This window comes from Sphingomonas sp. UYAg733 (assembly GCF_054057355.1).
In genome coordinates, this window is sequence record NZ_JBSRZE010000006.1 from 112,404 (window position 1) to 137,535 (window position 25,132).

Consider the following 25,132-nt stretch of genomic DNA (forward strand, 5'->3'; position numbering starts at 1 on the left):
GTTCCTGCGATTCAAGTCCGCCCGCACCATCGCGTTCGACTTTTCAAGTGCCGCTACCGGCGGGATCACGTTCGGTTAAATCGAGATAAGGGCGACCCGGTGTCGCGCGCGGATCCACGCGCCCATCTTTGCATGAGCCGGTTCATCCGGTTGTCGGTCAGCCATGCCAGCGCGATCAGCGCGACTGTGCCGATCAGCAACCCGCGCAGCGAAAACGCCAGGCCGGTCTGCAACAGGATCGGGTAATGCAGGACATAGACGCCATAGGAAATCGACGCGGCCCATTTTGCCGGCCGCGCCACCCCGGCAAAGGCCAGCACGGCCATCGCCAGCGCCGATCACATGACGTAGTTGCACGGGATAATAGCCCAGGCCCCGCGCCCCGACGATCTACGCCAGGATCGCGGCAGTTCCGGCAAGCGCCGCCGCGGGTCGTCCAAACCGGAACTGGAGTCTAGCGCTTGCGCTCGTCGCGCCTGCCGAATTCATACCGGAACGACCGCTCCCGCCGCGACGACCAGGCGCGCGCGCCGAACGAGGCGGCCGCCAGCGCCACCAGCAACAGGATCAAAATCAAATAGCCCAACTCAGTACGCATACGAAACCTCCGATGGCATCGGGAAGATTGCGTGAGCGCATATAGGCGGGAATGCTGGTGATGCTGACGTCATGCGCCGACCGGCCCGCACAGCGGGGCCGGTCGAAGCCGCGCTGCGGCGGCCTGAGTACCGGGCGCGATCGACCGGGCCGAGCCGCCGGCGGAAGGCCGGCAGACTCGGCCCGCACGGGTCACCGCTTGGCGGCGGCCGGTGTCGGCGCGGGCGCCGTGGCGATCGGCGCGAAGCGATTGCGACTATGCCAGCAGTGCAGCCGATCTCTTCATCGAGTTTGCTAGTTATAAAGAGCCCCCGACCGCACTTGACTTGTCGTCCGCGATCGGCTCAGCACGAATTTGAAACGAATCCGGGGGGATAACTGAAATGAGAATCGTTCTTGCTGCTGCTTTTGCGGCTATGACCGTCGTGCCATCTGCCATGGCTCAGGAGGTTACTCCTGCGGTGGCTACGAGGCCGGCAGGAATCGTGGCTGTCGCACGACCTGAGGTCACCGTAGCTGGGGCGATGCTCCCGCCGAATAGCGAAATTGTGCTGCGGCTCGATCAGGAATTGACGTCCAAGCGCGCCAGGGAAGGCGATACGTTCAACCTTTCGGTGGCGCAGGATGTGATGATCGGCAACTTCATCGTTATCCCTCGGGGCACGCCGGCGCGCGGGATTGTAGCGTATCGAACTGGCAAAGGCGCGTTCGGCAAGTCGGCCAAGATGGAAATCGACCTGACCTCCGTGGAGATGAAGGGGGTTAGCGTCCCGGTTACGGGCCATTATCGCCAAGAGGGTGAAGGCAACACCGGCGCGACTGTTGGCGCGGCGGTAGCCGCTGGCCCATTTGCGGCATTCGTAACTGGCCGGAGTGCAGTCTTTCCGCAGGGGCGCGAGATGAAAGCCTTCACTCGAGCTGCTCTGCCGGTAGCGATGCCTGACTAAGCCCAGATTCAATAACGGGCTTCCGTTGGGGTCGCGGTGACGTCACGTATTTAATGTAACGATCTCCTGCTCGGGTGCGGAGGCGCCTTGGTGCTTCGGGGCAGGAGAACCAAGCTAGAAAATAGCCCCGCGCAGCAGCCGTGCGCGCAAATCCTGCAGGGCGACCGCATCCACCGCCGCGCCCGGGTCGGGCGCCGCCAGGATCGCCGCAAGATGCCCGAGAATCTGGCAAGCCAGGTCGAAATCCTGCAGCGATCTGGAATGTTTCTGCACGATCAGGCCGTCATCCGTCAGCGTGTCGCCGACCGCTTCCAGCAAGCGTTTGACATAGGCCAGCTCCTGCGCGAGCCGGGCGGTTAGGTCCGACCCGTCCACCTTCGCTGCCGGCGCGGGCCGCTGCTGCGTGTCGGGAAAAGCGATGCCGGCACGCACCGCGGCCTGGACCCGATCGACATAATGCTGGTCGCGCGCCTGGCTGCCCGGCTCGGTCGATTTGCCCGCGACCCAGTCGGCAACCGTGGCGACCCCGTCCAGCCTGACGCCACAGCGCGACCCGGCGCGCCAGACAATTGTCGCCGTGATGCTCAACTCGGCGCGGCGCAGCGTGAAGGTCTCGCCGATACCCGGAAACACCGCGCCCTCCAGCATCGCACCGCTCTCTGACAGATTGCGGATGCGTACCGGCGCGTGCAGGCCCGGCGCGTCGATCGTCGCGGCCAGCAACAGGTTGCGGCGCGGTGCACGGACCGGTGGCGCTTGTTCGGCGTCGGGGTTGGTTGGCGCGTCTCCGCCTGGCATTTCGTCCACTAATCCTTGACCGGGCAGGTTGGGGGAGCGGCAGATCCGCTTACCTCCCCACCATCGCCCAACGCAACGCACGAAGACAGAGGATTGTGCCGATTCGGTCTTTATTATCGACGCGCCGTGTCGATCTTGCGAAATCCGGTCTGGCGAATGTCGCCACGGCAACGCAGAAAACGCTTCCACATCGCGCCACCGACGATATCACCGGGACCAGTTGGTCAGGAGTTCGATCCCTTGTCGCTAGGCGTCTTTGTCCACCGCGAAGACTCGATTTATGCCGACAGTCCGGCCGAACAATATCAATTCCCCGCGCCTTATCTCGGCCGCGCAGAATCATGTGCTGGTAATTGGATCCTCTATTACGAGCCCGTGAAGGTAAAGGCCTCTCGCGGCTATTTCGCGATGGCGCGCGTGCAGCGGATCATCCCCGATCCGATGATTCCGAAAATGTACATCGCGGTGATCGAGCCCGGCAGCTATCTGGAGTTCGCCAATCCGGTGGCCTTCAAAGGTCCGGACGGTCACCATGAATTAGGGCTGCTCAACGCCGAACAGCGGCTTTCCGGCCGGGCTCAAGCGGCGGTGCGACCGATTTCACCCCAGGACTTCAACCGCATCATCGATCTCGGTTTTGCCGATGGGCACGAACTGCTGCCCCGGATCGATGCGCCTGACGCATCGTCGTTACGGGAGGAGCGTGCGTCGTTCAGCTATGATGATCAGGAGCGCGAACGCGTCGCATTCTACAGCACCCGGGTCGTCCGCGACCGCGTGTTCCGAAAAATCGTGCTGCGTGCCTATGGTGAGCGTTGCGCGATCACCGGCCTGCGTCTGATCAATGGCGGTGGCCGCGCTGAGGCGGAGGCAGCGCATATTCGCCCGGTCGAGGCCAACGGCCCCGACATCGTCAGCAACGGCCTGGCGCTATCGGGTACCGTGCACTGGATGTTCGATCGCGGCCTGATCAGCTTGTCCGACGATCTCGATATCCTCGTCTCGCGCCAGACCAATGATGCAGACAGCGTGCGCGCGATGATCAACCGCACCGGCCGCGCGCTCCCGCCGCTCCGAGCGATGGATCGTCCGCATCCGCACTTTCTGCAATGGCATCGCGACCATTGTTTCAAACACTGACCTGAAACGCCGGCGCAACGGGACGCTCGCCGCGCTGGATCATGCCATTTCGCACGGAGATGTGTTTTCATGCGGCCGGGCCGGGTTGACGCGCATCAATGGGAACCACTGGCATGCGCAACTGTGTCGAAAAGAATTGGGCGCGCACCGTCATGATCGACAACCTCAACGGGTATCAGGCGGCGATGCCGGAGGACCATGCGCTGTCCCTGCACATGCACGAATTGCTGCGATATCTGAAGCGTCAGGGCGTGATGACTTTCCTGGCGGTCGCACAGCATGGCCTGGTCAGCGACATGAAATCGCCGGCCGATGTGACCGATCTCGCCGACACGTCGCGCTACTGAGATAATTCGAGGCAATGGGACGCGCCCGAATGGCAATCTCGGTCGTTAAGATGCGGACCGCGTTCCACCAAGGACAGGATCCGCGCGTTCATGATCGGCGCCGACGGCATCACCCGGGGTGAGCCATTGGCGCAATTTCAGGGCGTGTTTCGGACGTTCTCGAACCGGTGGTAGGCGGCGCAGGGTTGTTGAACGCAACAAAGGCTTGATCGCGCGTTGAATTGTACTTTTGCAGAATGCGCGATCATCCTCGCGCCACGGGGTCGCAATGACGGCGCGGCCTGTGCGATGCTCAGCGAGGCCGGGTTGGCCGCACAGGCGGTGACCGATTTGCCGGCGCTGGTCGCGGGATTGCGCGGCGGTGCGGGGCTCGCGATCGTGACCGAAGAGGCATTGCGCGGTGCCGATCTGCACGACCTTGCCGGTTTCCTGGCGGAACAGGCTGAATGGTCCGACTTCCCCTTCATCCTGCTCACCGAACGTGGTGGCAGGCTCGAACACAATCCGGGTGCGGAACGCTTCCTCGACACGCTCGGTAACGTCATTTTCCTCGAACGGCCCTTCCATCCCACGACGCTGATCAGCCTCGCGCGCTCGGCGCTGCGCGCGCGGCTGCGTCAATATGAGGCACGCGCCCGGCTCGACGATATCCGCGCCGGGCGCGAGGGGCTGGAAATGGCGCTCGCCGCCGGCGGGCTCGGCGCGTGGACGATCGACGTGCCGACCCTTACGTTGATCCCGGATGACCATTGCAAGACGCATTTCGGCCGCGGTGCCGATGACGCGTTCAGCTATGAGGATCTGCTCGCCAGCATCCATGACGACGACCGCGCTGGAATGCGGCGCGCGGTGCAGCACTCGCTCGATATCGGCAAGGACTATGATGTCGAATATCGCTGCCGCTGGCCGGACGAAAGGCGGCTTTGCTCGCGCTTGGCGACGGGCTGCGCCAGATGACCGACGCGGCGGACATGTCGATGCTCGCCGCGCGCATTCTCGGCGAGACGCTGGGCGTCGATCGTGCCGGCTATGGCGTGATCGATCCGCTGCGAGAGACGATCACGATCGATCGCGATTGGAACCGGCCGGGCGTCATAAGCCTCGCGGGGGTTCTCTCGTTCCGCGACTATGGGTCGTATATCGAGGATCTGAAGCGCGGTGACACGGTGACGATCGCCGACGCGCGACAGGATCCGCGCACGCGTGACGGCGCCGCCGCGCTAGAGGCGATCACCGCCCGCGCCGTGCTCAACATGCCGATCGTAGACAAGGGCGCCCTGGTTGCGTTGCTCTTCCTCAACCATGGTCAGGTGCATGACTGGCCGGCCGACGACCTCGCCTTTGTGCGCGACGTGGCATATCGCACCCAGGCCGAGATCGAGCGCCGCCATGCCGAACAATCGCTCGCCGATCTCGCCGCGACGCTCGAACGCCAGGTGGAGGAGCGCACCCGCGAACGCGATCGCACCTGGCAGAATTCGCAGGACCTGCTCGCCGTGGTCGCCGATGGCCGGATCATCGCGGCGAACCCTGCCTGGACGACGATCCTCGGCTGGCAGCCGGACGAGGTCGTCGGGCGCGATCGCCTCGCCTTCAGCCATCCCGACGATCAGGTCTCGGGCGATGCGGCTTATCGCCGTGCGCAAGCCGGCATGCTGCGTCAGTACGAGAATCGCGTGCGCCACAAGGACGGGTCGTATCGCTGGGTTTCCTGGGTCGCCTCGTCCGGAGAGGGGCGGGTCTATGCCAGTGGCCGGCACATCTCCGCGGAAAAGGAGGCGCAGATCCAGCTCGAAGGCACGCAGGAACAGCTCCGCCAGGCGCAGAAGATGGAGGCGGTCGGCCAGCTTACCGGTGGGATAGCACACGACTTCAATAATCTGCTCACCGCCATTTCGGGCAGCCTCGAACTGATGCAGGTGCGCGTCGCGCAGGGGCGCTCGTCCGAAATTCCACGCTATGTCGATGTCGCGCAACAGGCCGCGCGCCGCGCGGCCGCGCTGACTCACCGGCTGCTCGCCTTTTCGCGCCGCCAGACGCTCGATCCACGGCCGATCTCGATCAACCGTCTGATCGCCGGGATGGACGATCTGCTGCGCCGTTCGGTCGGCCCGACGATCGAGCTCGAAACGGTTGGCGCGGGCGGCCTGTGGACGACCCTGCTCGATCCCAACCAGCTTGAAAACGCGCTGCTCAACCTGTGCATCAACGCGCGCGACGCGATGGCGGGGGAAGGGCGCATCACGATTGAGACGGCGAACACATGGCTCGATCGCAAATCGGCGCAGGACAGGGATCTGCCGCCCGGCCAATATGTCACGCTGTGCGTCACCGACACGGGATCGGGCATGGACGCGGCGACGATCGAGCGCGCCTTCGATCCGTTCTTCACCACAAAACCGCTGGGTGAGGGGACGGGGCTCGGCCTGTCGATGATCTATGGTTTCGTGCGCCAGTCGGGTGGCCAGGTGCGGATCTATTCCGAACTGGGGCAGGGTACGACGATGTGCCTGTATTTCCCGCGCGCAAATGGGCCAGACGACGGCGCTGAAGCCGAAACGGCCAGCACGGAACGGCTGCCCACCGCCAGCGGCGAAACCGTGCTGGTGGTCGACGACGAAGCCGCGGTGCGCATGCTGATCACCGATGTGCTGGCCGAACATGGTTATCACGCGCTGGAGGCGGGCGATGGCCCGGCCGGCCTCGCCATTCTTGAATCGTCCGCGCGCATCGATCTGCTGATCACCGATGTCGGCCTGCCCAAGGGCATGAACGGGCGCCAGCTTGCCGACGCCGCGCGCATCCACCGGCCCGACCTCAAGATCCTGTTCATCACCGGTTATGCCGAAAATGCGGTGATCGGCAACGGCCATCTCGATCCTGGAATGCACATCCTGACCAAGCCATTCGCGATGGATGCGCTAGGCGGGCGGATTCGCGAACTGATCGGATAAAGGGCCGCATCGCCTGGACTGGCGTTCGACCGATATAGAACGACGTTCGGCCCGCTCTGGCGACCCATGGTTTTCGTAAACGGCATTATCCGACCGCCCGATGTCGATCGTGACACGCCGAAACACTCGGCGGCTAATTCGCGGCGCTGGGCCGCGCCGGCATTGGATCGCGCGCGCCGCGCCCCACTCAGTCGCCCCATAACCAAAAAAAGGGGCACTTCATGACTATCAGTATCCGTGCGCGATTGCTTGCCACCACATTGCTTTTGATGGGTGCCGCCACCCCGGCGCTCGCCCAGGATGCGGCCCAGGGCGCCGCAGTCCCGGATCAGGCCGCTCCGGCAGCCGAGCCCACGCCACCGGAGGAAGCCGCATCCGACACCGGTCCCGACATCATCGTGACGGGCTCGATCCTGCGCCAGACCAGCACCCAGACACCATCCCCGGTAACGGTCTTGTCAGCCGAAACGCTCGACCAGCGCGGTATCAACACGGTGCAGGAGGCAATCCAGCAGCTCGCGTCGAACAATGGCCCGGCGCTGACCAATTCGTTCACCGCCAATGGCGCTTTCGCCGGCGGCGCATCGGCCGTCTCGCTGCGCGGCCTGTCGACCAGCTCAACCCTGGTCCTGTTTGATGGGCTGCGCGCCGCCTATTTCCCGCTGTCGGATGACGGCACGCGCAATTTCGTCGATCTCAATACGATTCCCGACGACATCGTCGAACGGATCGAAGTGCTGCGCGACGGCGCCTCGTCGAGCTATGGCGCGGACGCCATCGCCGGCGTCGTCAACATCATCACCAAGCGTCAGTTCAATGGCGTCGGCGGCCGCGTCGAAGCCGGTGTGTCGGAAAACGGCAATGCGGCCAACCAGCGCCTGACGCTCACCGCCGGTATCGGCGATCTCGATGAGAAAGGCTTCAACGCCTATATCAGCGGCTTCTATGTGCGCAGCGAGGCGGTCTATAATCGCGACCTGCCGGCACCGTTCAATTCGGACGATCAGCGCGGGATCTGTATGGGCACGGTATGCGGCCCTAACAATATCCTCAACGGGCCAAACGCAGCCGGTGTGTTTCCCGCCCGGATCGGGGCCACCAGCGACTTTTTTGTCCAGCCTTTTAACTCGACCGACCCGACGACGGCGCTGGGGCGGGCGCAGATTCTCAATCCCGCGCGCGGGTGCCTTTATGGACCGTCCCATACCCTGACCGCTGCGGAGCTGGCGGCGAACGCCAATAACCCGCTGATCGCCTGCCAGGAGGATCAGAACAATCTTTATGGCCAGGTCACCCCGAGCCTCGAACGGTTCGGCGGATCGGCGCGCTTTACCGCCAAGGTCGGCGACAGCGCCGAAGCCTATATCCTGTTCAATTTCCAGCAGAGCTCGAGCGCCTTCACCAACCTGCCGGGAACGATCCGCGCCAACGCGCCACCCGGGATTCGCTACCCGCGCTTCTCGACCTCGGGAAACAGCCCCGCCAACGCGGCGGGCTCGGGCATCCTCACCTTGCCGATCTATGTTTGCGCGGCGCGGGTAAATTGCACTGCGGCGAACGGCCGGCTCAACCCCAACAATCCGTTCGCTGCGCTCGGCCAGGTCGCGCAGCTCAGCGGGCGCCTGGGCGATGACATCGAAAACAACAAGACGCGCAGCCGTGTGTATCGTGTCGCCGCCGGCATCACGGGCAGGGTTTTCGGAGACTGGGATTACAAGGTCGATGCCACTGCGATGCACACCGACTTCCGCCGTACGACCGACGGCTATGTCTATATCCAGAATCTGCTCGACGTGATCGCCGATGGCAGCTTCAACTTCGTCAACCCACAGCTCAACAGCCAGGCGATTCGCGATTACCTGACGCCTGTGAACATCACCGACGCCACATCGGATATGTATCAGGCACAATTCACGCTCGGCAAGTCGCTGTTCGATCTGCCGGGCGGACCGCTGCAGCTCGGCCTCGGCGCCTCGATCCGCTACGAGGCGATCGACGCGCCCAGCGCCAATCCCGACTATAATGGGCCAACGCAACGCTACTTCAGGCTCAATGCGTTCGGTACGTCGGGCAACCGCACCGTGTCCTCGGTGTTTGGCGAATTGAACGCGCCGATCGTCGACCAGTTCGAGGTCAATTTGTCGGGTCGCTACGATAAATATTCGAGCGGTCAGAGCGCCTTCTCGCCAAAGATCGGCGCGAAATTCACGCCGGTCAAACAACTCGCACTTCGTGCCACCTATTCGCGCGGCTTCCGCATTCCGAGTTTCGCTGAGGCCAACGCGCTGCCGACCACCGGTTTCGTCCCCGTCTCGATCGCCGGGCTGCCCAACTCGTTCCTGGCACCTTATGGCTGCACCAATGCGACGCCGACCGATTGCCCGGCCTATCTCAGGGCCGCGAGCGTCGGTCTCACCACCTTGGCGAGTCCTGACCTGAAGCCGGAAAAGTCGCGCAGCTTCACTGGCGGCGTGGTCTTCGAACCGATCCGCAACTTCAGCATCATAGTCGATTATTACAACATCAAGAAGACCGGTGCGATCACCACGCCGGCCAACGCGGACGCGATTGCCGCCTATTATCTCGGTCAGCCGATTCCGGGCAACTTCACGATCATCCCCGATGCGCCATTGCCTGGCGTTAACGGAATCCCGCGCATCGCCTTCGTTCAGTCGCAGCTCATCAATTCGGATACGATCCGCTCCGAGGGCATCGACGTCGCGATCAACGGGTCGTTCAAATTTGGCGAGAATTTCCGCCTGACCAGCTCGCTGGAGGCAAGTTACATCATCGATCTCAGCACGACCTTCCCGGACGGGTCCACCGAATCCTATGAAGGCACGCTCGGCAACTTCAACCTGACCGCCGGTTCGGGTACCCCACGCTGGCACGGCAGCTGGCGGAACACGCTTCAGGCCGATCCCTTCACCGTGTCGGCAACGGTGAATTATTTCGGTGGATATAACCTGTCCGCCGAAGACCAGAACGGCGCCGGCACTTCGGGCAGTTGCGACTTCGCGCCTAACCCGCGTTATGTGCCGTGCGACGTTGCCCGCTACATCACGATCGATGCGGTCGGCAGCATCAAGGTCAACGACAAGTTCACATTCTACGTAAACGTCATGAACCTGCTTGGCGATCTGCCACCGCTCGACGTCGTGACCTATGGCGCGTCGCTCTATAATGCGGTGCAGGGCGGCAACGGTGTCCTCGGGCGCCAGTTCCGCGCCGGCGCGAAGTTCAACTTCTGACCGGAACGCCCGGTGCGGCGCTGCCGTACCGGGCGACAATCGACATGACGTGAAAAAGGGGTGGGCGTCGCAGGACGCCCGCCCCTTTTTTCATCGATCGCCATGTGGGCCAGCGCCCAGTTTTAGCCGATGTCGGACAGCACAGGATCGTCGCGCTCGAGCAAATATACGCGCAACCGCTTTGCATAGACCCGGCCGGTGGCGATGCGCGTCCCGTCGATCAGGACCACGTCGCGCCGTCCCGTCGGGGTGCGCCGGATCTCGGCGATGCGCGACACGCGGACCAGCGCTGCGCGGTGCACGCGCACGAACTGCGCGGGATCGACCCGCGCCTCGAACGCGCGGATCGACAGGCGCAAAAGGTGCGATGTCGTGCCGGTGTGCAGCCGGACATAATCGTCCTCGCTGCTCACCCAGTCGATCAGGTCGAGCGAGACCCGCATCAAATTGCCGGTCACCCCGCGGATCCACAATTCGGTTTCATAGGGCGACCGAGCCTTGTCGTGGAACTCGGCGCGCAGGTCGCTGATGATCGCGCGCATTTCCTGCACCTGGCCGACCGAAGTATCGGCGAGCAACCGCGCTCGGGCGCGCCCGATCGCTTCGGCAAGGCGCGCCGGGTCGATCGGTTTCAGGACATAATCGACCGCCGACACCTCAAACGCGCGGATCGCGAAATGGTCGAACGCGGTGATGAAGATCACCGCCGGCGTCACGTCCTTCGGCAAGCGGTCGAGGATGTCGAACCCGGTGCCGTCGCGCAGGCGGATATCCAGCAGCACGATGTCCGGTCGCCGCTCCGCGATCAGCGCGACCGCCGCGTCGCAGCTGCCGGCTGACCCGATCAACCGTGCACCGGGCACGCCGCGCAGCACGATCTCCAGCCGGCGCAGCGCAAGCGGCTCGTCATCGACCGTGACGATGCCGAACTCGGTCATCGGACGAAGCCGATCGGCATGACGATCGTCACCTCGAACCGGTCGGTGCCGGGCGAGACGGTCAGGCTCTGCGCCGTGCCATAATGTTCGGCCAGGCGCTCGCGTACATTGGCAAGGCCGATGCCATGGCTCTGCGCCTCCGCCAGCACGCCATCGAACCGCCCGTCATCGAAACCTAGGGCATTGACGCTGCCGCTATTGGCGACGCTGATCGCGAGGCCGTCACCCTCGCGCCGCGCGACGATACGGATCGCGGTCGGCGGCGAGGACCGCGCGACGCCATGCTTGATCGCGTTCTCGACCAGCGGTTGCAGGATCAGCGCAGGGACCGCGGCGGCTGCGAGATCGTCGGGCAGGATGAAAGTCACCGCCAGGTCGGGATAACGCATCTGTTCGATCGCGAGATAACGGCGGTGCAGGTCGAATTCCTGCGCCAGCGCGACATCGATCAGCGGATCGATCGACAGGGTCGAACGGAAAAAGGTCGCCAGGCCGGTCAGCATGCGTTCGGCATCCGCGCTCTTGCCGTCGAGGATCAGCGATGAGATCGAATTGAGGCTGTTGAACAGGAAGTGCGGGTTGATCTGGTTGGACAGCGCGCGCAGCTTGGCATTGTGCGCCAGGTTGCGCAGCTCGGCCGATCGCTGCGCCTCGTCCCTGGCATCGAAGCTGTATTCGATCGCCAGGTACAGGCCGGTCCAGGCGATAAAGAACCAGGTCCATAACTGCAGCGTGGAAAAGGCGCTGGTCCAGTCGGCGATGGCGAGGTGGAAAGTCTTGCCGCGCAACATGGTGAAGCAGAAATAGGTGAACCAGGCATAGCTTTCCGCGGTCACCGCGGCGGTCAGCGAAAGGATCAGCGCGCGGGTACGGAACGGGCGGTGCGCCAGACGCCGCAACAAACGGTGCAGGCCATAACATAATGCGACCCCGACCAGCACGACGAACGCGCGCACCCCGGCATAGGCGATCGGCCGTGATCCGCCATCGAGCACGCTGCCGATGGTGACGATGGCAAAACTCGCGCCCCACATCGCCAGTGTCAGGCTGATCTTGGCGCGGATCTCCGGCGCGGTCTGGACGCGGCCGCGCTGTAAGGTCGATTCCTCGACATAGAAGGGCTCACGCCCATGATCCGGGTTCAGCCCATCCATCGCGCCCGTGTGTCGCAAATCAGCGCCTTTGTGTCGACCGACGCTCACCCGCAGCAAAGCGACGTTGGGCGCGATGCTTGCTCAGGGTATGTTTGGAAATGCGTCTGCATGCGCACTTGGCGGTACCGCCTCTGAAATTCGCTCTTTCGCGAATTTTCAAAAGCGCTCTCAGCGGCGATCGCTCGCCCTGAGATAACGCAGCGTGACCAGCGCCATCGGAATGCCGACGCACACGATGTGCGCGAACAACGCGGTGCCGATCGGCCATGGCGCGATGCGCGGGAAATTGCCCCAGCGCAGCGGGATCACGATCCAGTACATCACGCCATAGAGCAACAGGCCATAAAGGATGCCGGCCAGCACGGGTCTTGCGCGAATCGGGCTGAACCGGCTTGCCGCAAGGACGAACACGGCAACCATCACCGCCATGATCGCGAAATGGACCAGCAGGCCGATCGCCGCGCCGGTCAGGCCGGCATCGCGCATGGCATTGCCGAACGGCCCCGACGCGACGCTGTGCAGCACTTGCACCGGCGTGGTACCCTTGATCCCGGCGAACACGAACGCGCTGAGGATGTCGAGCGTCCCGCACGCCAGCGTTGCCGCTACCACCGCGCGTGACCGTCCGTGCGTCATGACTCCATTCCCCCCATGATCATTCTCCCCGTGCTCATCTCCATCGCCATATCGCCCGACCCGCCGATCCATAACGATGTCGATCCCCTGGCATCGGGCTCGACCCGCAGTCGCAACCCCCAGCCGCGCAATACCTCGATCGGATCGGGCGCGCCGGCGGCGGCGAACTTGCGCCGGATGCGGAAGATATTGACCGACAGACAAGCGGCATTGGCGCCGACCCCGTGGAGCAGTGCGGCAATCTCCGCTTGCGCCGCGCGGCCGCGCCGCACCAGCAGCGCGATCAACGCCGCCTCGGTCGGCGACAGGGTCAGCAGCACGCCGTGACGCAGGATCTCGATCGGGTCGCCCATCATGGTCAGCGCACCGCGCCGCGCGATCGCCATGGGACGGTCGAACACCGGCCGCCAGCGCCCAACCGCGCGTTCATCCGCCCGCTCCCCGAAAAACGCCGATGATGCCAAGGGACCCCTCCAAAGCCGATGCGCCGCCACAAGGCTTCGCGCCGGTGAAGAGTCCAAGGTCATAGCGGCCCAATGCCGCCACGCGGCGGGCCAAGCTGCGCGGTTTTGGGTGAACGGCTGTTTGCTGCGGGTGAGTGGGTTATGTGGACGGCCTGTTTCCTGCGCTGAAACCGGCGCGACGGCGGAGAGTCAGGGGCGGGTCGGCGTCGGTAAGCGAGGAGGAAGACCGTAATACATTCAGTTAGGATGCGATTTACGCAGAACATGGGTGGCGCCATCGCCGCATGGCCATATATTGGCCCCTGCCAGTGGAGCCGATCCAGTGGGGCGGGGGTCCTGAATGCAGCGGAAATACAAGCTATTGGCGGGCATTGCCGGCCTGACTCTGGTCGGCGGCGCGGTCGGCGCGCTGGCGCAGGAAACGACGACCTATAGCTATGACGAACTCGGTCGGCTGACCGGCAGCACGATCAGCGGCGGCACGAACAATGGTCGGCAGACGGCGACATGTTTCGACCCGGCGGGCAACCGGGTGCGCTACGACGTTGCGACATCGGTGCCGGCCCTATGCCCTGGCGCGACACCAACACCAACACCAACACCAACACCAACACCAACGCCGACCCCGACCCCAACTCCGACCAACGTCGCTCCAGTAGCAGTCTCGGACACCACATCATTCCATTGCTCACTGATACGAACCGTGGATTTGCTAGCCAATGACTATGATCCCGACAACAATGTTCCGCTCTCTCTTGTAAGCGCGACAAGCAATGATCCGAATGTGGTCTGGATTTATTCAGTCAACTCTACATCCATGCAGATTGCGGCATCTCAAGCTGGAAGTTTTTCATTCAATTACGTCGTTTCGGACAGCTTGGGTGCTACATCCATCGGTGCTCTGGCGGTAACGGTGACCGGTAATACCAATTGTAGGGAACCGCCGCTGGAATGATTTCGGGTCAGTTTCCTTATGCACATCTTATAGGTACGCTGTGATACATAACGCCAAGAAATTTGTGACAATGTTTGTGGCCGGCATGGTCGCGAATACCAGTCTGGCGAGCGCTCAGGATGTGATTCCTCCCAAGCAATACACTATGACTCCGGGGGGAGTCTCACTTGCTGATGGTTCTTTCACATTTTCGGATAGTGACCTGTCAATCGGCGGCCTGACCCTCGAGCGATTTCATATTGGCGGACGTCGTGATCCCAATACGCCGCTGTTCGGGCCGCGGATGAGCCATAATTTCGATATTTATATCTCTCCAAATCACCGGACCGATTGCAGTGGCGGCCCCGGAACATGCCAGACTTACAACAAACCAATCATTCATCTGGGACTGAGCGCCAGCGGGACATTTTACGAATCACTGCCGCCTTACGTTGTGATCTGGCATCAAATGACGACAGTCTTTCCGGAGAGCTGGAGCGCGACGCGTCCGGTGCCTATGTCTATACTGATCGGGCGGGGGCGGCTTATACATTTAGTACGACGGTGCCGGCTGCCGGGGCAGGAAATGCGAAACGGGTTGCGAATATCGTGTTCGCCGACGGTCGACGTCAGGACTTCCTCTATAATGGCTCCAACCAGCTCAAGGCGGTGATCGATAGCTCCGGTTATGGGATCGTCTTCGATTATGGGGCGAACGGCTACACATCCGCGGCGTGTGGATATAATCTTGCTGTCAGCTATGTGTCGGTCTCGTCGTCTTGCAGCGGCGCCGCGCTCAAGGTCAGCTATGGTTATTCAGGCTCGCCAGCGAAGCTGACAACTGTGACAGACGCGCGCCTCAACCTCACCACCTATAGTTATGACCGCAACGAGATTTCGTGCGTCCAGCCGCCTGGCTATAGCAGTTGCAAGATTGCCAACACCTATGGCAGCCCGCTCCATGCATGGCAGGTAACCCGGCAAACGCTGGCTGACGGCGCTGTCTGGCAATTCACTTATTCCGGCGACTATCTGAAAGCGCGTGATCCCGAGGCATATGCCGAGGTGGAGCCTGGGACATCGGCGACGGTGACCGATCCTGCGTTGAAGGTGAGCCAATATAGTTTCGCACAGAGCTCGCCCTTTTCTGCCATCGACGCAAACGGCAAGGTCACCGAATATCGATTCAGCGGCGGGGCGGACTATAGCACCCAGCCGGGCTGGAGTACGAGCTTCGGGACATCCTTGATGGAAGCCACGCTGCCGGAAGGAAACAAATACTCTGCGGAATATGGCTTGCGCAGGGCCGTCACCCGGCAGACGCTTCACGCCAAGCCGGGATCACCGTTGCCGGACATCGTGACCGAATTCGGATATGTTTATAATTGTGATCCGCCCTATAGTCGGCAATCTTGCGCAAAACCGATTTTCAAAAAAGACGCGAAGGGCAATCAGACCGATTATAGCTACGCGACCCATGGGGGGCTGATCAGCGAGTTGCAGCCGGCACCGTCGGTCGGCGCGGCGCGGCCGCTAAAGCTTGCTACTTACGTTCAAAAATACGCCTATGTGAAAACCGCGGGCGGGACGCTGGTGACGAATGCGACACCGATCTGGCTGCCCAATTCGGAGACCTTGTGTCAGACTAGCGCGGGCAGCAGTTCGCCGGTGTGCGACGCCGCCGCGCCGCAGATTGTGACAACCTATGAATATGGCGCGAATGGCACGGCGGACAATCTGTTGTTGCGCGGCAAGGTGGTAACGGCAGCGGGCGTGTCGCTGCGCAGCTGTTACGGTTATGATGCACGGGGCAGGAAGATCAGCGAGACCAGTCCGCGCGCCGGCTTGGCGACCTGCTCATGAACCGGTGGAACACGCGTGTGCTGGCTGCCGGGCTGGCCGCGCTGTTCGGCATCGGCCTGCCCTCGGTTGCAATGGCGCAGGCCACCGCATCGCCGTTCACATCGGCGACACGCTATGATGTCGACAATCGGGTGACGGGCACGATCGCGCCAGACCCGGATGCGGACGGGGCGATCAAGTTTGCAGCGGTACGCAACAGCTACGACACCAACGGGCGGCTGACCAAGGTCGAGAAGGGCGAGCTTGCAGCCTGGCAGTCGGAGGCGGTGACGCCCATGGACTGGGAACTGAACACCAGCTTCCAGATCTTTCAGACGATCGACACGACCTATGACCTGCTCGACCGCAAGACGAGTGAGAAGCTGTCATCGGGCGGCACGGCTTATTCGCTGACGCAGTACAGCTATGATCTATCCGGCCGCGTGGAATGCACCGCGGTGCGGATGAACCCCGCCGCCTATGCCGGCCTGCCGCCGAGTGCCTGCACGCTGGGCACGACGGGTGCGCAGGGCGCCGACCGGATCACGAAGAACGTCTACGACGATGCCGGGCAGTTGCTGAAAGTACAAAAGGCGTTCGCGACGCCGCGCCAGCAGGATTATGCCAGCTATGATTATAGCCCGAACGGCAAACAGACATGGATGATCGACGCCAACGGGAACAAGGCGACGATGACCTATGATGGGCATGACCGTCAGATACAGTGGAACCTCCCCGACAAGACGATTCCCGGCACGGCCAGCGCGACCGATTACGAGGCGTACGGCTATGACGCGAACGGCAACCGCACGAGCCTGAGAAAGCGCGACACGAGCGTCATCAACTACAGCTATGACGCGCTGAACCGGATGACGCTGAAGGATATTCCCGGCGCCACGGCGACCGATGTCTATAATGGCTATGACGCACGTGGTCAGCAGACCTTTGCGCGGTTCGGGTCGGCGACGGGGCAGGGGCTCAGCAACGCCTATGACGGGTTCGGGCGGCTGACCTCGATCACGACCGATCAGGGCGGGACGGCGCGCACGCTTGCCTATCAGTACAATGCCGATGGCGGGCGGATACGGGTGACGCACCCGGATGCGACTTACTTCACCTATGACTATGACGGGCTCGACCGGGCGACCATCATCAAGGAGAACGGCACGACGACGGTCGCGACGATCGCCTATGACAATCAGGGCCGGCGCGTCGGAAGCGGCCGGGCCGGGGTGGCAACGACCTATGGTTATGACCCGGTATCGCGTCTGGCGAGCATCGCTGACGATCTGGCGGGAACGGCAAGCGATGTGACCTCGACGTTCGGTTACTCGCCGGCGAGCCAGATGATAAGCAAGGCGCGTGGAAACACCGCCTATGCGTTCAACGGCTACCCGGTCGTCCCGATCAGCCGCAATTATGCGGTCAACGGGCTCAACCAATATATGTCGGGCGGCGCAGCGACGTTCGGTTACGATGCGAACGGCAACCTGACCTCGGACGGAGCCGGCAATGTCTTTGGTTATGACGTCGAGAACCGGCTGATCACCAGGAGCGGCGGCGTCGCGCTCGTCTGGGATCCGATGGGCCGGTTGTACAAGGTGTCGAGCACGACGACCGACACGCGGTTAGTCTATGACGGCGACGAACTGGTCGCTGAATACAACGCCGACGGTGCGTTGCTCCGGCGCTATGTCCATGGCCCGGCCGAGGACGATCCGCTGCTCTGGTACGAGGGCGCGACGCTCACCGACCGGCGCTCATTGCAGAGCGATCATCAGGGCTCGATCGTATCAACCGCCAACGCCGCCGGCACGCTGATCGCGATCAACGCCTATGACGAATATGGCATCCCCAACGGTTACACGACAGCGGCACCGGGGCTGTTCGGGCGATTCCAATATACCGGTCAGGCCTGGCTGCAAGAGCTAGGCATGTACCATTATAAAGCGCGGATCTACTCGCCCACCTTAGGGCGGTTCCTGCAGACCGATCCGATCGGCTATGACGATCAGAACAATCTTTATGCTTATGTCGCAAACGATCCCGTTAATGGACGGGATCCGACTGGGACCGAAGGCGTCGTTGATGATGTGGTCAACTGGGGCAAGATGGTCGCCAATGATATCGTGGACCTGGGGAAAGGTCTTGCACGCGGCGACATTGGGTGGGCGCTTGGAGGAATGCCGCCCACTCTGGGTGGCGGACTCGTTGGATTAGAAGCTGCATCTGCGCGAGCTGTGGCCAGCGAGGTAAGCGCATCGACGCGAGCTGCCCAAGTCCACTCTGTTCTCGACCCAGTAGCGCAGACTAGGCGGACGACAGCCGTGCTCGATACGGCCAAAGGCAGAATTGTTGCGGGTGGTGGTCGGGACTTGACCCCAGCTCAGCGTGCCGCGCTGAGACCTGGCGAGACAGCAGCGCGTGCCCCGGGTGCACACGCAGAAGCGACAGCTCTAAGGCAAGCCGCGGCATCTGGGGCTACGCCGCGTTCACTTGCTGCAAGCCGACCGATTTGCTCGTCTTGCGCAGCTGAGATACGAAGCAACGGTGGTCGCCTTACATCGCCAACCACCGCTACGTTCCAAAACTCAAAACCTTGGTGGCACATCTGGTGACCGAATATCTTAAGTTCGACGAGGTGGCCCTGCGCACTCGCCTTTCATTGCTTCCGGCTAACTCGGCAACGGCATTCGCGTTTCTCTGTGCGACAAGATTGGTGCGCACAGTAAAAGAGTCGAGGTCCGTTCCGGACTCCACACGGACTGTGCTTATGGAAGCAGAAACTGCTCTGCGGGAATTTCTAGCGGCGGGAAATCAAGTGCCTAATTTGCTTGATGAACGGTTGCTAGACGCCTCGCCTGACGAAGAGGAAGATCCAAGTTTCGAGGGTGCTGCATTGGAAGATGCCTGTGCCGCACTCGTGTATGCACTTAGAACAATAAGTTCTGACCCGGCTGAGAATGCTGCCTTTGCAGCTCGTCGTGTATACGAATCAGCTGATCGCTACGCTAGTCGCGCTATAAACGAAGGCGAATACAGTGAGATCACAGAATCTTTAATCATGAATAGTGACGTGGTTCAATGCGAACTGAAAAGGCAATATCGTGATTACGCAGCGATCGTCGATGGAGCAAACGTGATTGATCTAACCTCAATTACAGGAGGAGAGAGGGTGTTCGATCCATTCAACTAGGCGAGCAGCTCCAGAGTCCCTTTTCTTGAGCCTGCGCCGAAGCCATCGAGGCCGGTTCTCGGCCCGGGAATTACGGTGACACGTGCAATAACCCCTTTACTAAGGGCAGGCGCATGGCGGTGTCAATTTTGAAGTGCAACATTCTGGGCTACGGCGACACCGCGCACCGCGCAGCCGTAACAGCGATCGCGTCAAAGGCCGCGATTGCATGTGTGGACGGGAAGACGTTACACTTGAAGGTACTCAAACGACTAACTCCACCTGCTGCCCTCCGGCGGGATGGGGATCCCGATGGACGCAATCGCAAGGGGCAAGGCTGATCCTGAACAAAACCGGGTTTCAATCGAGGAAGTCGACACGCCCGGTGCCAAGCCGGTAGAGTCCGCCGTGAATTGCCAGGCGACCTTGATCCACCAGCGCCGAGATGATCAGGCTGGAGCGGCTTAGCCTTTCTGCGGTGAGACGAACGTTGGCCGCGGTGGTGTTTGCTAGAAGATCCCCTTTCTCCTGCTGCGCGTCCTCCACGGCGGGCCGCAGCGCCTCGACGAGGCCAGGGAGGTGCCCGGGAAGGGTTTCATCCGTTGTCACGGACTTGATAGCGGCACCGACCGCGCCGCAGGCCTCGTGCCCAAGCACCAAGATCAGCGGCGTACCGAGATTGGCAACCGCATATTCCAGGCTCGCCAAGCCCTCGTCTGACACGATGTTGCCGGCCACTCGCACCACAAAAAGATCGCCACGAGAACTGTCGAAGGCGAATTCGGGAGCGATACGCGAGTCCGCACAGCCAAGGATGGCCGCATAAGGGTTCTGACCAATTGATAGCGCTTGGCGTTCGCCCGCGAAGTCATGGCGCCTCGTCGTTCCCTCGACATATCGCTTGTTGCCCGCTCGCAGCAAGTCGAGCGCGCCGTTCGGCGTGACGACATTCTGCGGCTTGGGCGGGGCGGACTGAGCAGAAAGCACAGGCCCGTCGAGTGCAAGCGCACCCCACCCGATTGCTGACATGCCCAAGAAGCGTCGCCGAGACGCCAAGGTATGTTGGCCGAAGCGCTGCGACATCGCATTCTCCGTCATGATCGACCGACTGCTCGGGAATCATGCTACCGCAAGTACGTCTGTTTCATCAAGCCTAACACTGCTTTGGCAGATTGCTGTTGCGGGAAAGGCGAGCCGCTCATGGCAATGAAGCCAGCGCGTCGGTGGACGCGGTGCCAGTGTTGAAGTGCAACATTTTGGGATACGCCGACATCGCCCGCCTCCCCCGTCACGAACGCGGCGGTTTCTTGCCCATCTGCGCCCATCGCCCGCCATGCGCGAGGTTCAGCGCATCCATCGGCGCGACCGCGTGGTGGCCCTCTTCCTTCCACACGACGCGCAGGCCCGGCGGCACCGCGTACCAGTCCCCGCCGCGTTGCCGGATGAGATCGCGCGAACACCGCTCGCACCGCGTGAAATACAGGCCCTCGTTGAGCACCGGCGCGCCGCCCTGGTGCCCGAAGACCCGGCAGCGAAATGTCGTGGCGAATGGTTTGAACATGCGGCGACATGCTTAGCAGCGGATTAGCTACCAACAAGTTTTCGCCGCAGGGTAAGCTTGGGCAATGTCACGATAATTGCGCCGTTTCGGCACGATTCACATCAGTCTCCGGTGTCGCCATGCTTGCTCTACCCGTTGCGCGCTTCGCGTGTCCCGGGGTGAAGCCCATTCGACCGACCATTTTGAATCGACCAGCCCTGCGATCGATCGAACCCCGATTGGAAAGCCCATGACTCCCGCCGCCGCCAGTTCCCGATTTTCCCGCAAAGCGCTTCGAAAATTCCCGTGCCGCACCGCCGATTTTCCCGCAGTTTTTCCCGCAGCTTCCCGCAGAACCCCCAAAAAAAGCATTTCCCCGCAGGATATCCCGCAGCGACGGGAATTCCACAGCGGACGGATCGATCGGACCGACCGGATTTCACGCGAACACCCTGCCCGATTCAACCCGATCGCGACGCCCGCGGGCGGCTCGGTCCTGCGACCCGCCACGATCGTGCGGAAAACCGCATGACGATCCATTGCCGCACCCGCACCAACCCGGTTTGCATATCCCCGCGTCCCTCCTAAAGACGGGGCAAGATCGAGAGGCCAAGATGTCAGAAGACAGTAACGTCCAGTTTTCCGAGCGCGAGGCGCTGTTGTTCCATTCCGAGGGACGGCCGGGCAAGATCGAGATCATCGCGTCCAAGCCGATGGCGACGCAGCGCGACCTCGCGCTCGCCTATTCGCCCGGCGTCGCGGTGCCGGTGCGCGCGATCTATGAGGATCCCGCCACCGCCTATGATTACACCGCCAAGGGCAATCTGGTCGCGGTTATCTCCAACGGCACCGCCATTCTCGGCATGGGCAATCTCGGCGCGCTCGCGTCGAAGCCGGTGATGGAGGGCAAGGCGGTGCTGTTCAAACGCTTCGCCGATGTCGACGCGATCGATATCGAGCTGAAGACGGAGGATGTCGACCGCTTCATCGACGCGGTCGAACTGATGGAGCCGAGCTTCGGCGGCATCAACCTGGAGGACATCAAGGCCCCGGAATGCTTCATCATCGAACAGACCCTGCGCGAACGCATGAACATCCCGGTGTTCCATGATGACCAGCACGGCACCGCGATCATCACCGCGGCCGGGCTGATCAATGCCTGCCTGCTGACCGGGCGCCACATGAGTGAGATCAAGATCGTGGTCAACGGCGCGGGCGCGGCGGCGATCGCCTGCACCGAACTGATCAAGGCGATGGGCGTGCGCGGCGACAATGTCATCATGTGCGACCGCTCCGGCGTGATCTATCAGGGCCGGACCGAGGGCATGGATCAGTGGAAGTCGGCGCATGCCGCCAACACCACCACGCGCACTTTGACCGAGGCGCTGGTCGGCGCGGATGTGTTCCTCGGCCTGTCGGCGGCGGGCGCGCTGAAACCCGAAATGGTCAAGGACATGGCGGCGCGCCCGATCATCTTCGCGATGGCCAATCCCGATCCGGAGATCACCCCGCCCGAGGCGATGGCCGCGCGGCCCGACGCGATCGTCGCGACCGGCCGCTCGGATTATCCCAACCAGGTCAACAACGTGCTCGGCTTCCCGTTCATCTTCCGCGGCGCGCTCGACGTGCGCGCTACGGGCATCAACGACGCGATGAAGATCGCCGCCGCCAATGCGATCGCCGAACTGGCGCGCGAACGCGTGCCGGAGGAGGTCGCCGCGGCCTATGGCGTGCAGCACAGCTTCGGCCCGGCCTATATCATCCCCGCGCCGTTCGATCCGCGGCTGATGGAGAATGTACCGGTCGCCGTCGCCAAGGCGGCGATGGATTCGGGCGTCGCGACCAAGCCGATCCTCGATATGGAGGCCTATCGCCAGACGCTGCGCGGGCGGTTGAACCCGACCACGTCGGTGCTGACGCTCGCTTATGAAGGCGCGCGCGCGCATCCCAAGCGCGTGCTGTTCGCGGAAGGCGAGGAGGAGGTCGTACTGCGCGCGGCGATCGCGTTCCGCGAGGGCGGTTACGGCACGCCGGTGCTGGTCGGGCGCGACGACGTGCCCGAACGGCTCAAGGCGCTCGGCGTGGCGGATCCCGACAGTTACGAACTGCACAACAGCCGCAATTCGCCGCTGGTGCCGCGCATGGTCGATTTCCTCTACGACCGGCTGCAGCGGCGCGGTTATCTGCGCCGCGATTGCGAACGGATGATCAATCAGGATCGCAACATCTTCGGCGCGGTGCTGCTGCAGCTGGGTGAGGCCGACGCGATGATCACCGGCATCACGCGGACTTATGCGCACACCATGCGCGAAGTGCGCAAGGTGATCGACCCGGAGGTCGGGCGCACGCCGTTCGGCATCCATCTGATGGTCGGGCAAAGCCATACCGTGTTCATGGCCGACACCACGATCAACGAGCGGCCGAGCGCCGAGGAACTGGCCGACATCGCGGAGGGCACGGCGATGGTCGCCAAGCGCATGGGCCATGAACCGCGCGTCGCGTTCCTCAGCTATTCGACCTTCGGCAACCCCGAGGGGCGCTGGCTGGAGAATATCCGTGCCGCAGTCGCGGCGCTCGACCGGCGCCAGGTGAGCTTCGAATATGAAGGCGACATGGCGCCCGACGTGGCGTTGAACCCGAAACAGCTGGCGAATTATCCCTTCGCGCGGCTCTCCGGGCCGGCCAATGTGCTGATCATGCCGGGGCTGCAGAGCGCCAATATCTCGGCCAAGCTGCTGCGCGAACTGGGCGGGGATTCGGTGATCGGGCCAATGCTGGTCGGCATGGAGAAATCGGTGCAGATCGCGCCGATGACCAGCACGGCAAGCGAACTGGTGACGCTGGCGGTGCTCGCCGCGGGTGGGATCGCGCGCTGACCGGCGGCGGCATCGGTCGCTTGTCAGCATTGGTACAGCTCGACTGTCGTAAGGGCGCGCGATGAGCGAACTCCCTGGCGGCACTGTGCTGCTTTACCTGGTCGCGGGCGCGGTGCTGATCCTGCTCGCGCGGCGCTTTCGTATCGTCGGCGCCTTGCTGACGCTCGGCCTGCTGGGTGCGGCGGCGATGCTCTTCACGCAGCGCGCCCCGATCAATCCGGCGCTCGATCCGGCACTCGACAGGATCGCGCGGATGTTCGGTGCCGACCGGGGCGGACAGCAAGTCGTCGGCAAGGTCATGCGCGTGCCGATGGCGCGCGACGGCCATTTCTGGGTGCAGGTGCGGATCGGCAACAGCCGGCGGCGCATGCTGGTCGATAGCGGCGCGACCGTGACGGCGCTGTCGAGCGACACCGCCGCCGCCGCCCGCCTCAAGGTCGAAACGCCGCTCTTTCCTATGGTGTTGCAGACCGCCAACGGATCGATCGAGGCACAGACCGCCACCGCGCCCGAACTGCGCATCGGCAATATCGTCGCGCGCGACCTGCCGGTGGTGGTGTCACCGGCGTTCGGCGACATGAACGTGATCGGGATGAATTTCCTGTCGCGGCTGAAATCGTGGCGCGTGGAGGGCCGGACCCTGATCCTCGAGCCGCACCACCCGCAGGCGGTCAAGTGAAGCAATCCTCCCCGTGCCAGGGAGGAATAGGCGTCAAGCGTCGATGCTGGTCCCGACCGCCGCGTGCACCAGCCCGCCATCGACGGTGATGGTGTCACCGATGACGTAATCGCCGGCACGGCTGGCGAGGTAGATCGCGGCGCCGGCCATGTCTTCGGCGACGCCGATGCGTTTCGCCGGAATGCCCTTGGCGATCTCCGTGCCATGGTCGCGCGCGGCCTTGTTCATCTCACTGGCAAAGGCGCCCGGCGCGATCGAGGTGACGTTGATCGAATCCGTCACCAGCCGCGCGGCCATGCGCTTGGTCAGATAGATCAGCGCCGATTTCGACGCGTGATAGCTGTACGTCTCCCACGGGTTGAGCCGCTGGCCGTCGATCGAGGTGATGTTGATCACCTTTGACGGGCGGTCGGGGCGGGCGGCGTTCTTCAGCGCCTGGTGCAGTGCCTGGGTCAGGAAGAAAGGCGATTTGACGTTGAGGTCCATCACCTTGTCCCAGCCTTTTTCCGGGAAGTCCTCGAACGGCTCACCCCAGGCCGCACCGGCATTGTTGACCAGGATGTCGAGGCTGTCGGTGTGTTCGGCGAGCTGGGCCGCGAGCGCCTTGCAGCCGGCGACGGTCGACACGTCCTGCGGCAGGGCGATGCACTTCTCGCCCAGCTCCTTCGCGGTTTCGAAACAGGCATCGGCCTTGCGCGCTGAGATATAGACGGTCGCGCCCTGCGCGATGAAGCCCGCCGCGATCATCTTGCCGATGCCGCGCGACCCGCCGGTGACGAGCGCGGTGCGGCCGTCGAGGCGGAAGAGGTTGGTCGTGTCCATTATTTGTCTCCCAGGTCCGTCACCCAGCAAAGGCTGGG

22 protein-coding genes and 1 pseudogene are annotated in these 25,132 nt (G+C 62.8%); 13 read left to right on the forward strand and 10 right to left on the reverse strand.

Annotated features, from left to right (window positions below):
• Window positions 1–65 precede the first annotated feature (65 nt).
• Both ACVWZA_RS12435 and ACVWZA_RS12440 read right to left on the reverse strand, forming a co-directional pair.
• A complete protein-coding gene (locus ACVWZA_RS12435) occupies window positions 66–326 on the reverse strand; it encodes a hypothetical protein (protein ID WP_457311536.1) in 261 nt (86 codons plus the stop codon).
• A gap of 128 nt (window positions 327–454) precedes the next feature.
• Window positions 455–598 carry a hypothetical protein gene (locus ACVWZA_RS12440; RefSeq protein ID WP_457311537.1) on the reverse strand — a complete coding sequence of 48 codons (144 nt, stop codon included), beginning with the start codon at window positions 596–598 and terminating at the stop codon, window positions 455–457.
• A 382-nt stretch (window positions 599–980) separates the two neighbouring features.
• Here ACVWZA_RS12440 and ACVWZA_RS12445 point away from each other — a divergent pair, with 382 nt between their 5' ends.
• Window positions 981–1,544, forward strand: a complete 564-nt coding sequence (locus ACVWZA_RS12445; protein ID WP_457311538.1) for a hypothetical protein — start codon at window positions 981–983, stop codon at window positions 1,542–1,544.
• A 114-nt stretch (window positions 1,545–1,658) separates the two neighbouring features.
• On the opposite strand, the gene ACVWZA_RS12450 is transcribed toward ACVWZA_RS12445, so the two are convergent.
• Window positions 1,659–2,342 carry a PilZ domain-containing protein gene (locus ACVWZA_RS12450; protein ID WP_457311539.1) on the reverse strand — a complete coding sequence of 228 codons (684 nt, stop codon included), beginning with the start codon at window positions 2,340–2,342 and terminating at the stop codon, window positions 1,659–1,661.
• Between the two features lie 240 nt (window positions 2,343–2,582).
• Here ACVWZA_RS12450 and ACVWZA_RS12455 point away from each other — a divergent pair, with 240 nt between their 5' ends.
• The 5 genes and pseudogenes from ACVWZA_RS12455 (at window position 2,583) to ACVWZA_RS12475 (ending at window position 10,034) form a co-directional block, all read left to right on the forward strand.
• On the forward strand, window positions 2,583–3,482 hold the full coding sequence (locus ACVWZA_RS12455; protein ID WP_457311540.1) for an HNH endonuclease: 900 nt from the start codon (window positions 2,583–2,585) through the stop codon (window positions 3,480–3,482).
• A 113-nt stretch (window positions 3,483–3,595) separates the two neighbouring features.
• Window positions 3,596–4,003: pseudogene (locus ACVWZA_RS12460) on the forward strand (ATPase domain-containing protein); the annotation flags it as partial.
• Between the two features lie 42 nt (window positions 4,004–4,045).
• Window positions 4,046–4,786 (forward strand): PAS domain-containing protein, encoded by a 741-nt coding sequence (locus tag ACVWZA_RS12465; protein ID WP_457311541.1) that lies wholly within the window; start codon window positions 4,046–4,048, stop codon window positions 4,784–4,786.
• Complete coding sequence (locus ACVWZA_RS12470) at window positions 4,783–6,783, forward strand: ATP-binding protein (RefSeq protein ID WP_457311542.1); 2,001 nt, start codon at window positions 4,783–4,785, stop codon at window positions 6,781–6,783. The genes ACVWZA_RS12465 and ACVWZA_RS12470 overlap by 4 nt, the downstream gene beginning before the upstream one ends.
• Before the next feature lie 221 nt (window positions 6,784–7,004).
• On the forward strand, window positions 7,005–10,034 hold the full coding sequence (locus ACVWZA_RS12475) for a TonB-dependent receptor domain-containing protein (RefSeq protein ID WP_457311543.1): 3,030 nt from the start codon (window positions 7,005–7,007) through the stop codon (window positions 10,032–10,034).
• Between the two features lie 122 nt (window positions 10,035–10,156).
• Here the strand turns inward: ACVWZA_RS12475 and ACVWZA_RS12480 are convergent, their stop codons facing one another.
• The 4 genes from ACVWZA_RS12480 to ACVWZA_RS12495 all read right to left on the reverse strand — a co-directional run bounded on the left by ACVWZA_RS12480 (window position 10,157) and on the right by ACVWZA_RS12495 (window position 13,226).
• The gene (locus ACVWZA_RS12480) at window positions 10,157–10,972 is read right to left on the reverse strand and encodes a LytR/AlgR family response regulator transcription factor (RefSeq protein ID WP_457311544.1); all 816 of its coding nucleotides are present in this window, start codon (window positions 10,970–10,972) and stop codon (window positions 10,157–10,159) included.
• Window positions 10,969–12,144 carry a sensor histidine kinase gene (locus ACVWZA_RS12485; RefSeq protein ID WP_457311546.1) on the reverse strand — a complete coding sequence of 392 codons (1,176 nt, stop codon included), beginning with the start codon at window positions 12,142–12,144 and terminating at the stop codon, window positions 10,969–10,971. The genes ACVWZA_RS12480 and ACVWZA_RS12485 overlap by 4 nt, the downstream gene beginning before the upstream one ends.
• Window positions 12,145–12,294: 150 nt before the next feature.
• The gene (locus ACVWZA_RS12490; RefSeq protein WP_457311547.1) at window positions 12,295–12,762 is read right to left on the reverse strand and encodes a hypothetical protein; all 468 of its coding nucleotides are present in this window, start codon (window positions 12,760–12,762) and stop codon (window positions 12,295–12,297) included.
• The gene (locus tag ACVWZA_RS12495; protein WP_457311548.1) at window positions 12,759–13,226 is read right to left on the reverse strand and encodes a helix-turn-helix domain-containing protein; all 468 of its coding nucleotides are present in this window, start codon (window positions 13,224–13,226) and stop codon (window positions 12,759–12,761) included. The genes ACVWZA_RS12490 and ACVWZA_RS12495 overlap by 4 nt, the downstream gene beginning before the upstream one ends.
• A gap of 340 nt (window positions 13,227–13,566) precedes the next feature.
• Here ACVWZA_RS12495 and ACVWZA_RS12500 point away from each other — a divergent pair, with 340 nt between their 5' ends.
• From ACVWZA_RS12500 to ACVWZA_RS12515, 4 genes are all read left to right on the forward strand, one after another.
• The gene (locus ACVWZA_RS12500; protein ID WP_457311549.1) at window positions 13,567–14,181 is read left to right on the forward strand and encodes an Ig-like domain-containing protein; all 615 of its coding nucleotides are present in this window, start codon (window positions 13,567–13,569) and stop codon (window positions 14,179–14,181) included.
• Between the two features lie 330 nt (window positions 14,182–14,511).
• A complete protein-coding gene (locus tag ACVWZA_RS12505) occupies window positions 14,512–16,023 on the forward strand; it encodes a hypothetical protein (protein WP_457311550.1) in 1,512 nt (503 codons plus the stop codon).
• A complete protein-coding gene (locus tag ACVWZA_RS12510; protein ID WP_457311551.1) occupies window positions 16,020–18,620 on the forward strand; it encodes an RHS repeat-associated core domain-containing protein in 2,601 nt (866 codons plus the stop codon). Before ACVWZA_RS12505 ends, ACVWZA_RS12510 begins: the two co-directional genes overlap by 4 nt.
• On the forward strand, window positions 18,617–19,198 hold the full coding sequence (locus ACVWZA_RS12515) for a hypothetical protein (RefSeq protein WP_457311553.1): 582 nt from the start codon (window positions 18,617–18,619) through the stop codon (window positions 19,196–19,198). Before ACVWZA_RS12510 ends, ACVWZA_RS12515 begins: the two co-directional genes overlap by 4 nt.
• A gap of 339 nt (window positions 19,199–19,537) precedes the next feature.
• On the opposite strand, the gene ACVWZA_RS12520 is transcribed toward ACVWZA_RS12515, so the two are convergent.
• Window positions 19,538–20,260 (reverse strand): carbonic anhydrase, encoded by a 723-nt coding sequence (locus tag ACVWZA_RS12520; protein WP_457311554.1) that lies wholly within the window; start codon window positions 20,258–20,260, stop codon window positions 19,538–19,540.
• 205 nt (window positions 20,261–20,465) lie between these two features.
• Window positions 20,466–20,738: a hypothetical protein gene (locus ACVWZA_RS12525; protein ID WP_457311555.1), complete on the reverse strand. Its 273-nt coding sequence runs from the start codon at window positions 20,736–20,738 to the stop codon at window positions 20,466–20,468.
• A gap of 229 nt (window positions 20,739–20,967) precedes the next feature.
• On the opposite strand from ACVWZA_RS12525, the gene ACVWZA_RS12530 reads away from it, so the two are divergent.
• From ACVWZA_RS12530 to ACVWZA_RS12540, 3 genes are all read left to right on the forward strand, one after another.
• Window positions 20,968–21,249 (forward strand): hypothetical protein, encoded by a 282-nt coding sequence (locus ACVWZA_RS12530; RefSeq protein ID WP_457311556.1) that lies wholly within the window; start codon window positions 20,968–20,970, stop codon window positions 21,247–21,249.
• A gap of 82 nt (window positions 21,250–21,331) precedes the next feature.
• Window positions 21,332–23,593 carry an NADP-dependent malic enzyme gene (locus tag ACVWZA_RS12535; RefSeq protein ID WP_457311558.1) on the forward strand — a complete coding sequence of 754 codons (2,262 nt, stop codon included), beginning with the start codon at window positions 21,332–21,334 and terminating at the stop codon, window positions 23,591–23,593.
• 61 nt (window positions 23,594–23,654) lie between these two features.
• Complete coding sequence (locus ACVWZA_RS12540; RefSeq protein WP_457311559.1) at window positions 23,655–24,272, forward strand: retropepsin-like aspartic protease family protein; 618 nt, start codon at window positions 23,655–23,657, stop codon at window positions 24,270–24,272.
• Window positions 24,273–24,305: 33 nt separating this feature from the next.
• On the opposite strand, the gene ACVWZA_RS12545 is transcribed toward ACVWZA_RS12540, so the two are convergent.
• On the reverse strand, window positions 24,306–25,094 hold the full coding sequence (locus ACVWZA_RS12545) for an SDR family oxidoreductase (protein ID WP_457311560.1): 789 nt from the start codon (window positions 25,092–25,094) through the stop codon (window positions 24,306–24,308).
• Window positions 25,095–25,132 lie beyond the last annotated feature (38 nt).

What these genes read in the sequence shown, in the direction of transcription:
- ACVWZA_RS12435 (WP_457311536.1), bottom strand. Translation starts at nt 326, where the DNA reads ATGGCCGTGCTGGCCTTTGCCGGGGTGGCGCGGCCGGCAAAATGGGCC.
- ACVWZA_RS12440 (WP_457311537.1), bottom strand. Translation starts at nt 598, where the DNA reads ATGCGTACTGAGTTGGGCTATTTGATTTTGATCCTGTTGCTGGTGGCG.
- ACVWZA_RS12445 (WP_457311538.1), top strand. Translation starts at nt 981, where the DNA reads ATGAGAATCGTTCTTGCTGCTGCTTTTGCGGCTATGACCGTCGTGCCA.
- ACVWZA_RS12450 (WP_457311539.1), bottom strand. Translation starts at nt 2,342, where the DNA reads ATGCCAGGCGGAGACGCGCCAACCAACCCCGACGCCGAACAAGCGCCA.
- ACVWZA_RS12470 (WP_457311542.1), top strand. Translation starts at nt 4,783, where the DNA reads ATGACCGACGCGGCGGACATGTCGATGCTCGCCGCGCGCATTCTCGGC.
- ACVWZA_RS12475 (WP_457311543.1), top strand. Translation starts at nt 7,005, where the DNA reads ATGACTATCAGTATCCGTGCGCGATTGCTTGCCACCACATTGCTTTTG.
- ACVWZA_RS12480 (WP_457311544.1), bottom strand. Translation starts at nt 10,972, where the DNA reads ATGACCGAGTTCGGCATCGTCACGGTCGATGACGAGCCGCTTGCGCTG.
- ACVWZA_RS12490 (WP_457311547.1), bottom strand. Translation starts at nt 12,762, where the DNA reads ATGACGCACGGACGGTCACGCGCGGTGGTAGCGGCAACGCTGGCGTGC.
- ACVWZA_RS12500 (WP_457311549.1), top strand. Translation starts at nt 13,567, where the DNA reads ATGCAGCGGAAATACAAGCTATTGGCGGGCATTGCCGGCCTGACTCTG.
- ACVWZA_RS12510 (WP_457311551.1), top strand. Translation starts at nt 16,020, where the DNA reads ATGAACCGGTGGAACACGCGTGTGCTGGCTGCCGGGCTGGCCGCGCTG.
- ACVWZA_RS12520 (WP_457311554.1), bottom strand. Translation starts at nt 20,260, where the DNA reads ATGTCGCAGCGCTTCGGCCAACATACCTTGGCGTCTCGGCGACGCTTC.
- ACVWZA_RS12525 (WP_457311555.1), bottom strand. Translation starts at nt 20,738, where the DNA reads ATGTTCAAACCATTCGCCACGACATTTCGCTGCCGGGTCTTCGGGCAC.
- ACVWZA_RS12530 (WP_457311556.1), top strand. Translation starts at nt 20,968, where the DNA reads ATGACTCCCGCCGCCGCCAGTTCCCGATTTTCCCGCAAAGCGCTTCGA.
- ACVWZA_RS12535 (WP_457311558.1), top strand. Translation starts at nt 21,332, where the DNA reads ATGTCAGAAGACAGTAACGTCCAGTTTTCCGAGCGCGAGGCGCTGTTG.
- ACVWZA_RS12540 (WP_457311559.1), top strand. Translation starts at nt 23,655, where the DNA reads ATGAGCGAACTCCCTGGCGGCACTGTGCTGCTTTACCTGGTCGCGGGC.
- ACVWZA_RS12545 (WP_457311560.1), bottom strand. Translation starts at nt 25,094, where the DNA reads ATGGACACGACCAACCTCTTCCGCCTCGACGGCCGCACCGCGCTCGTC.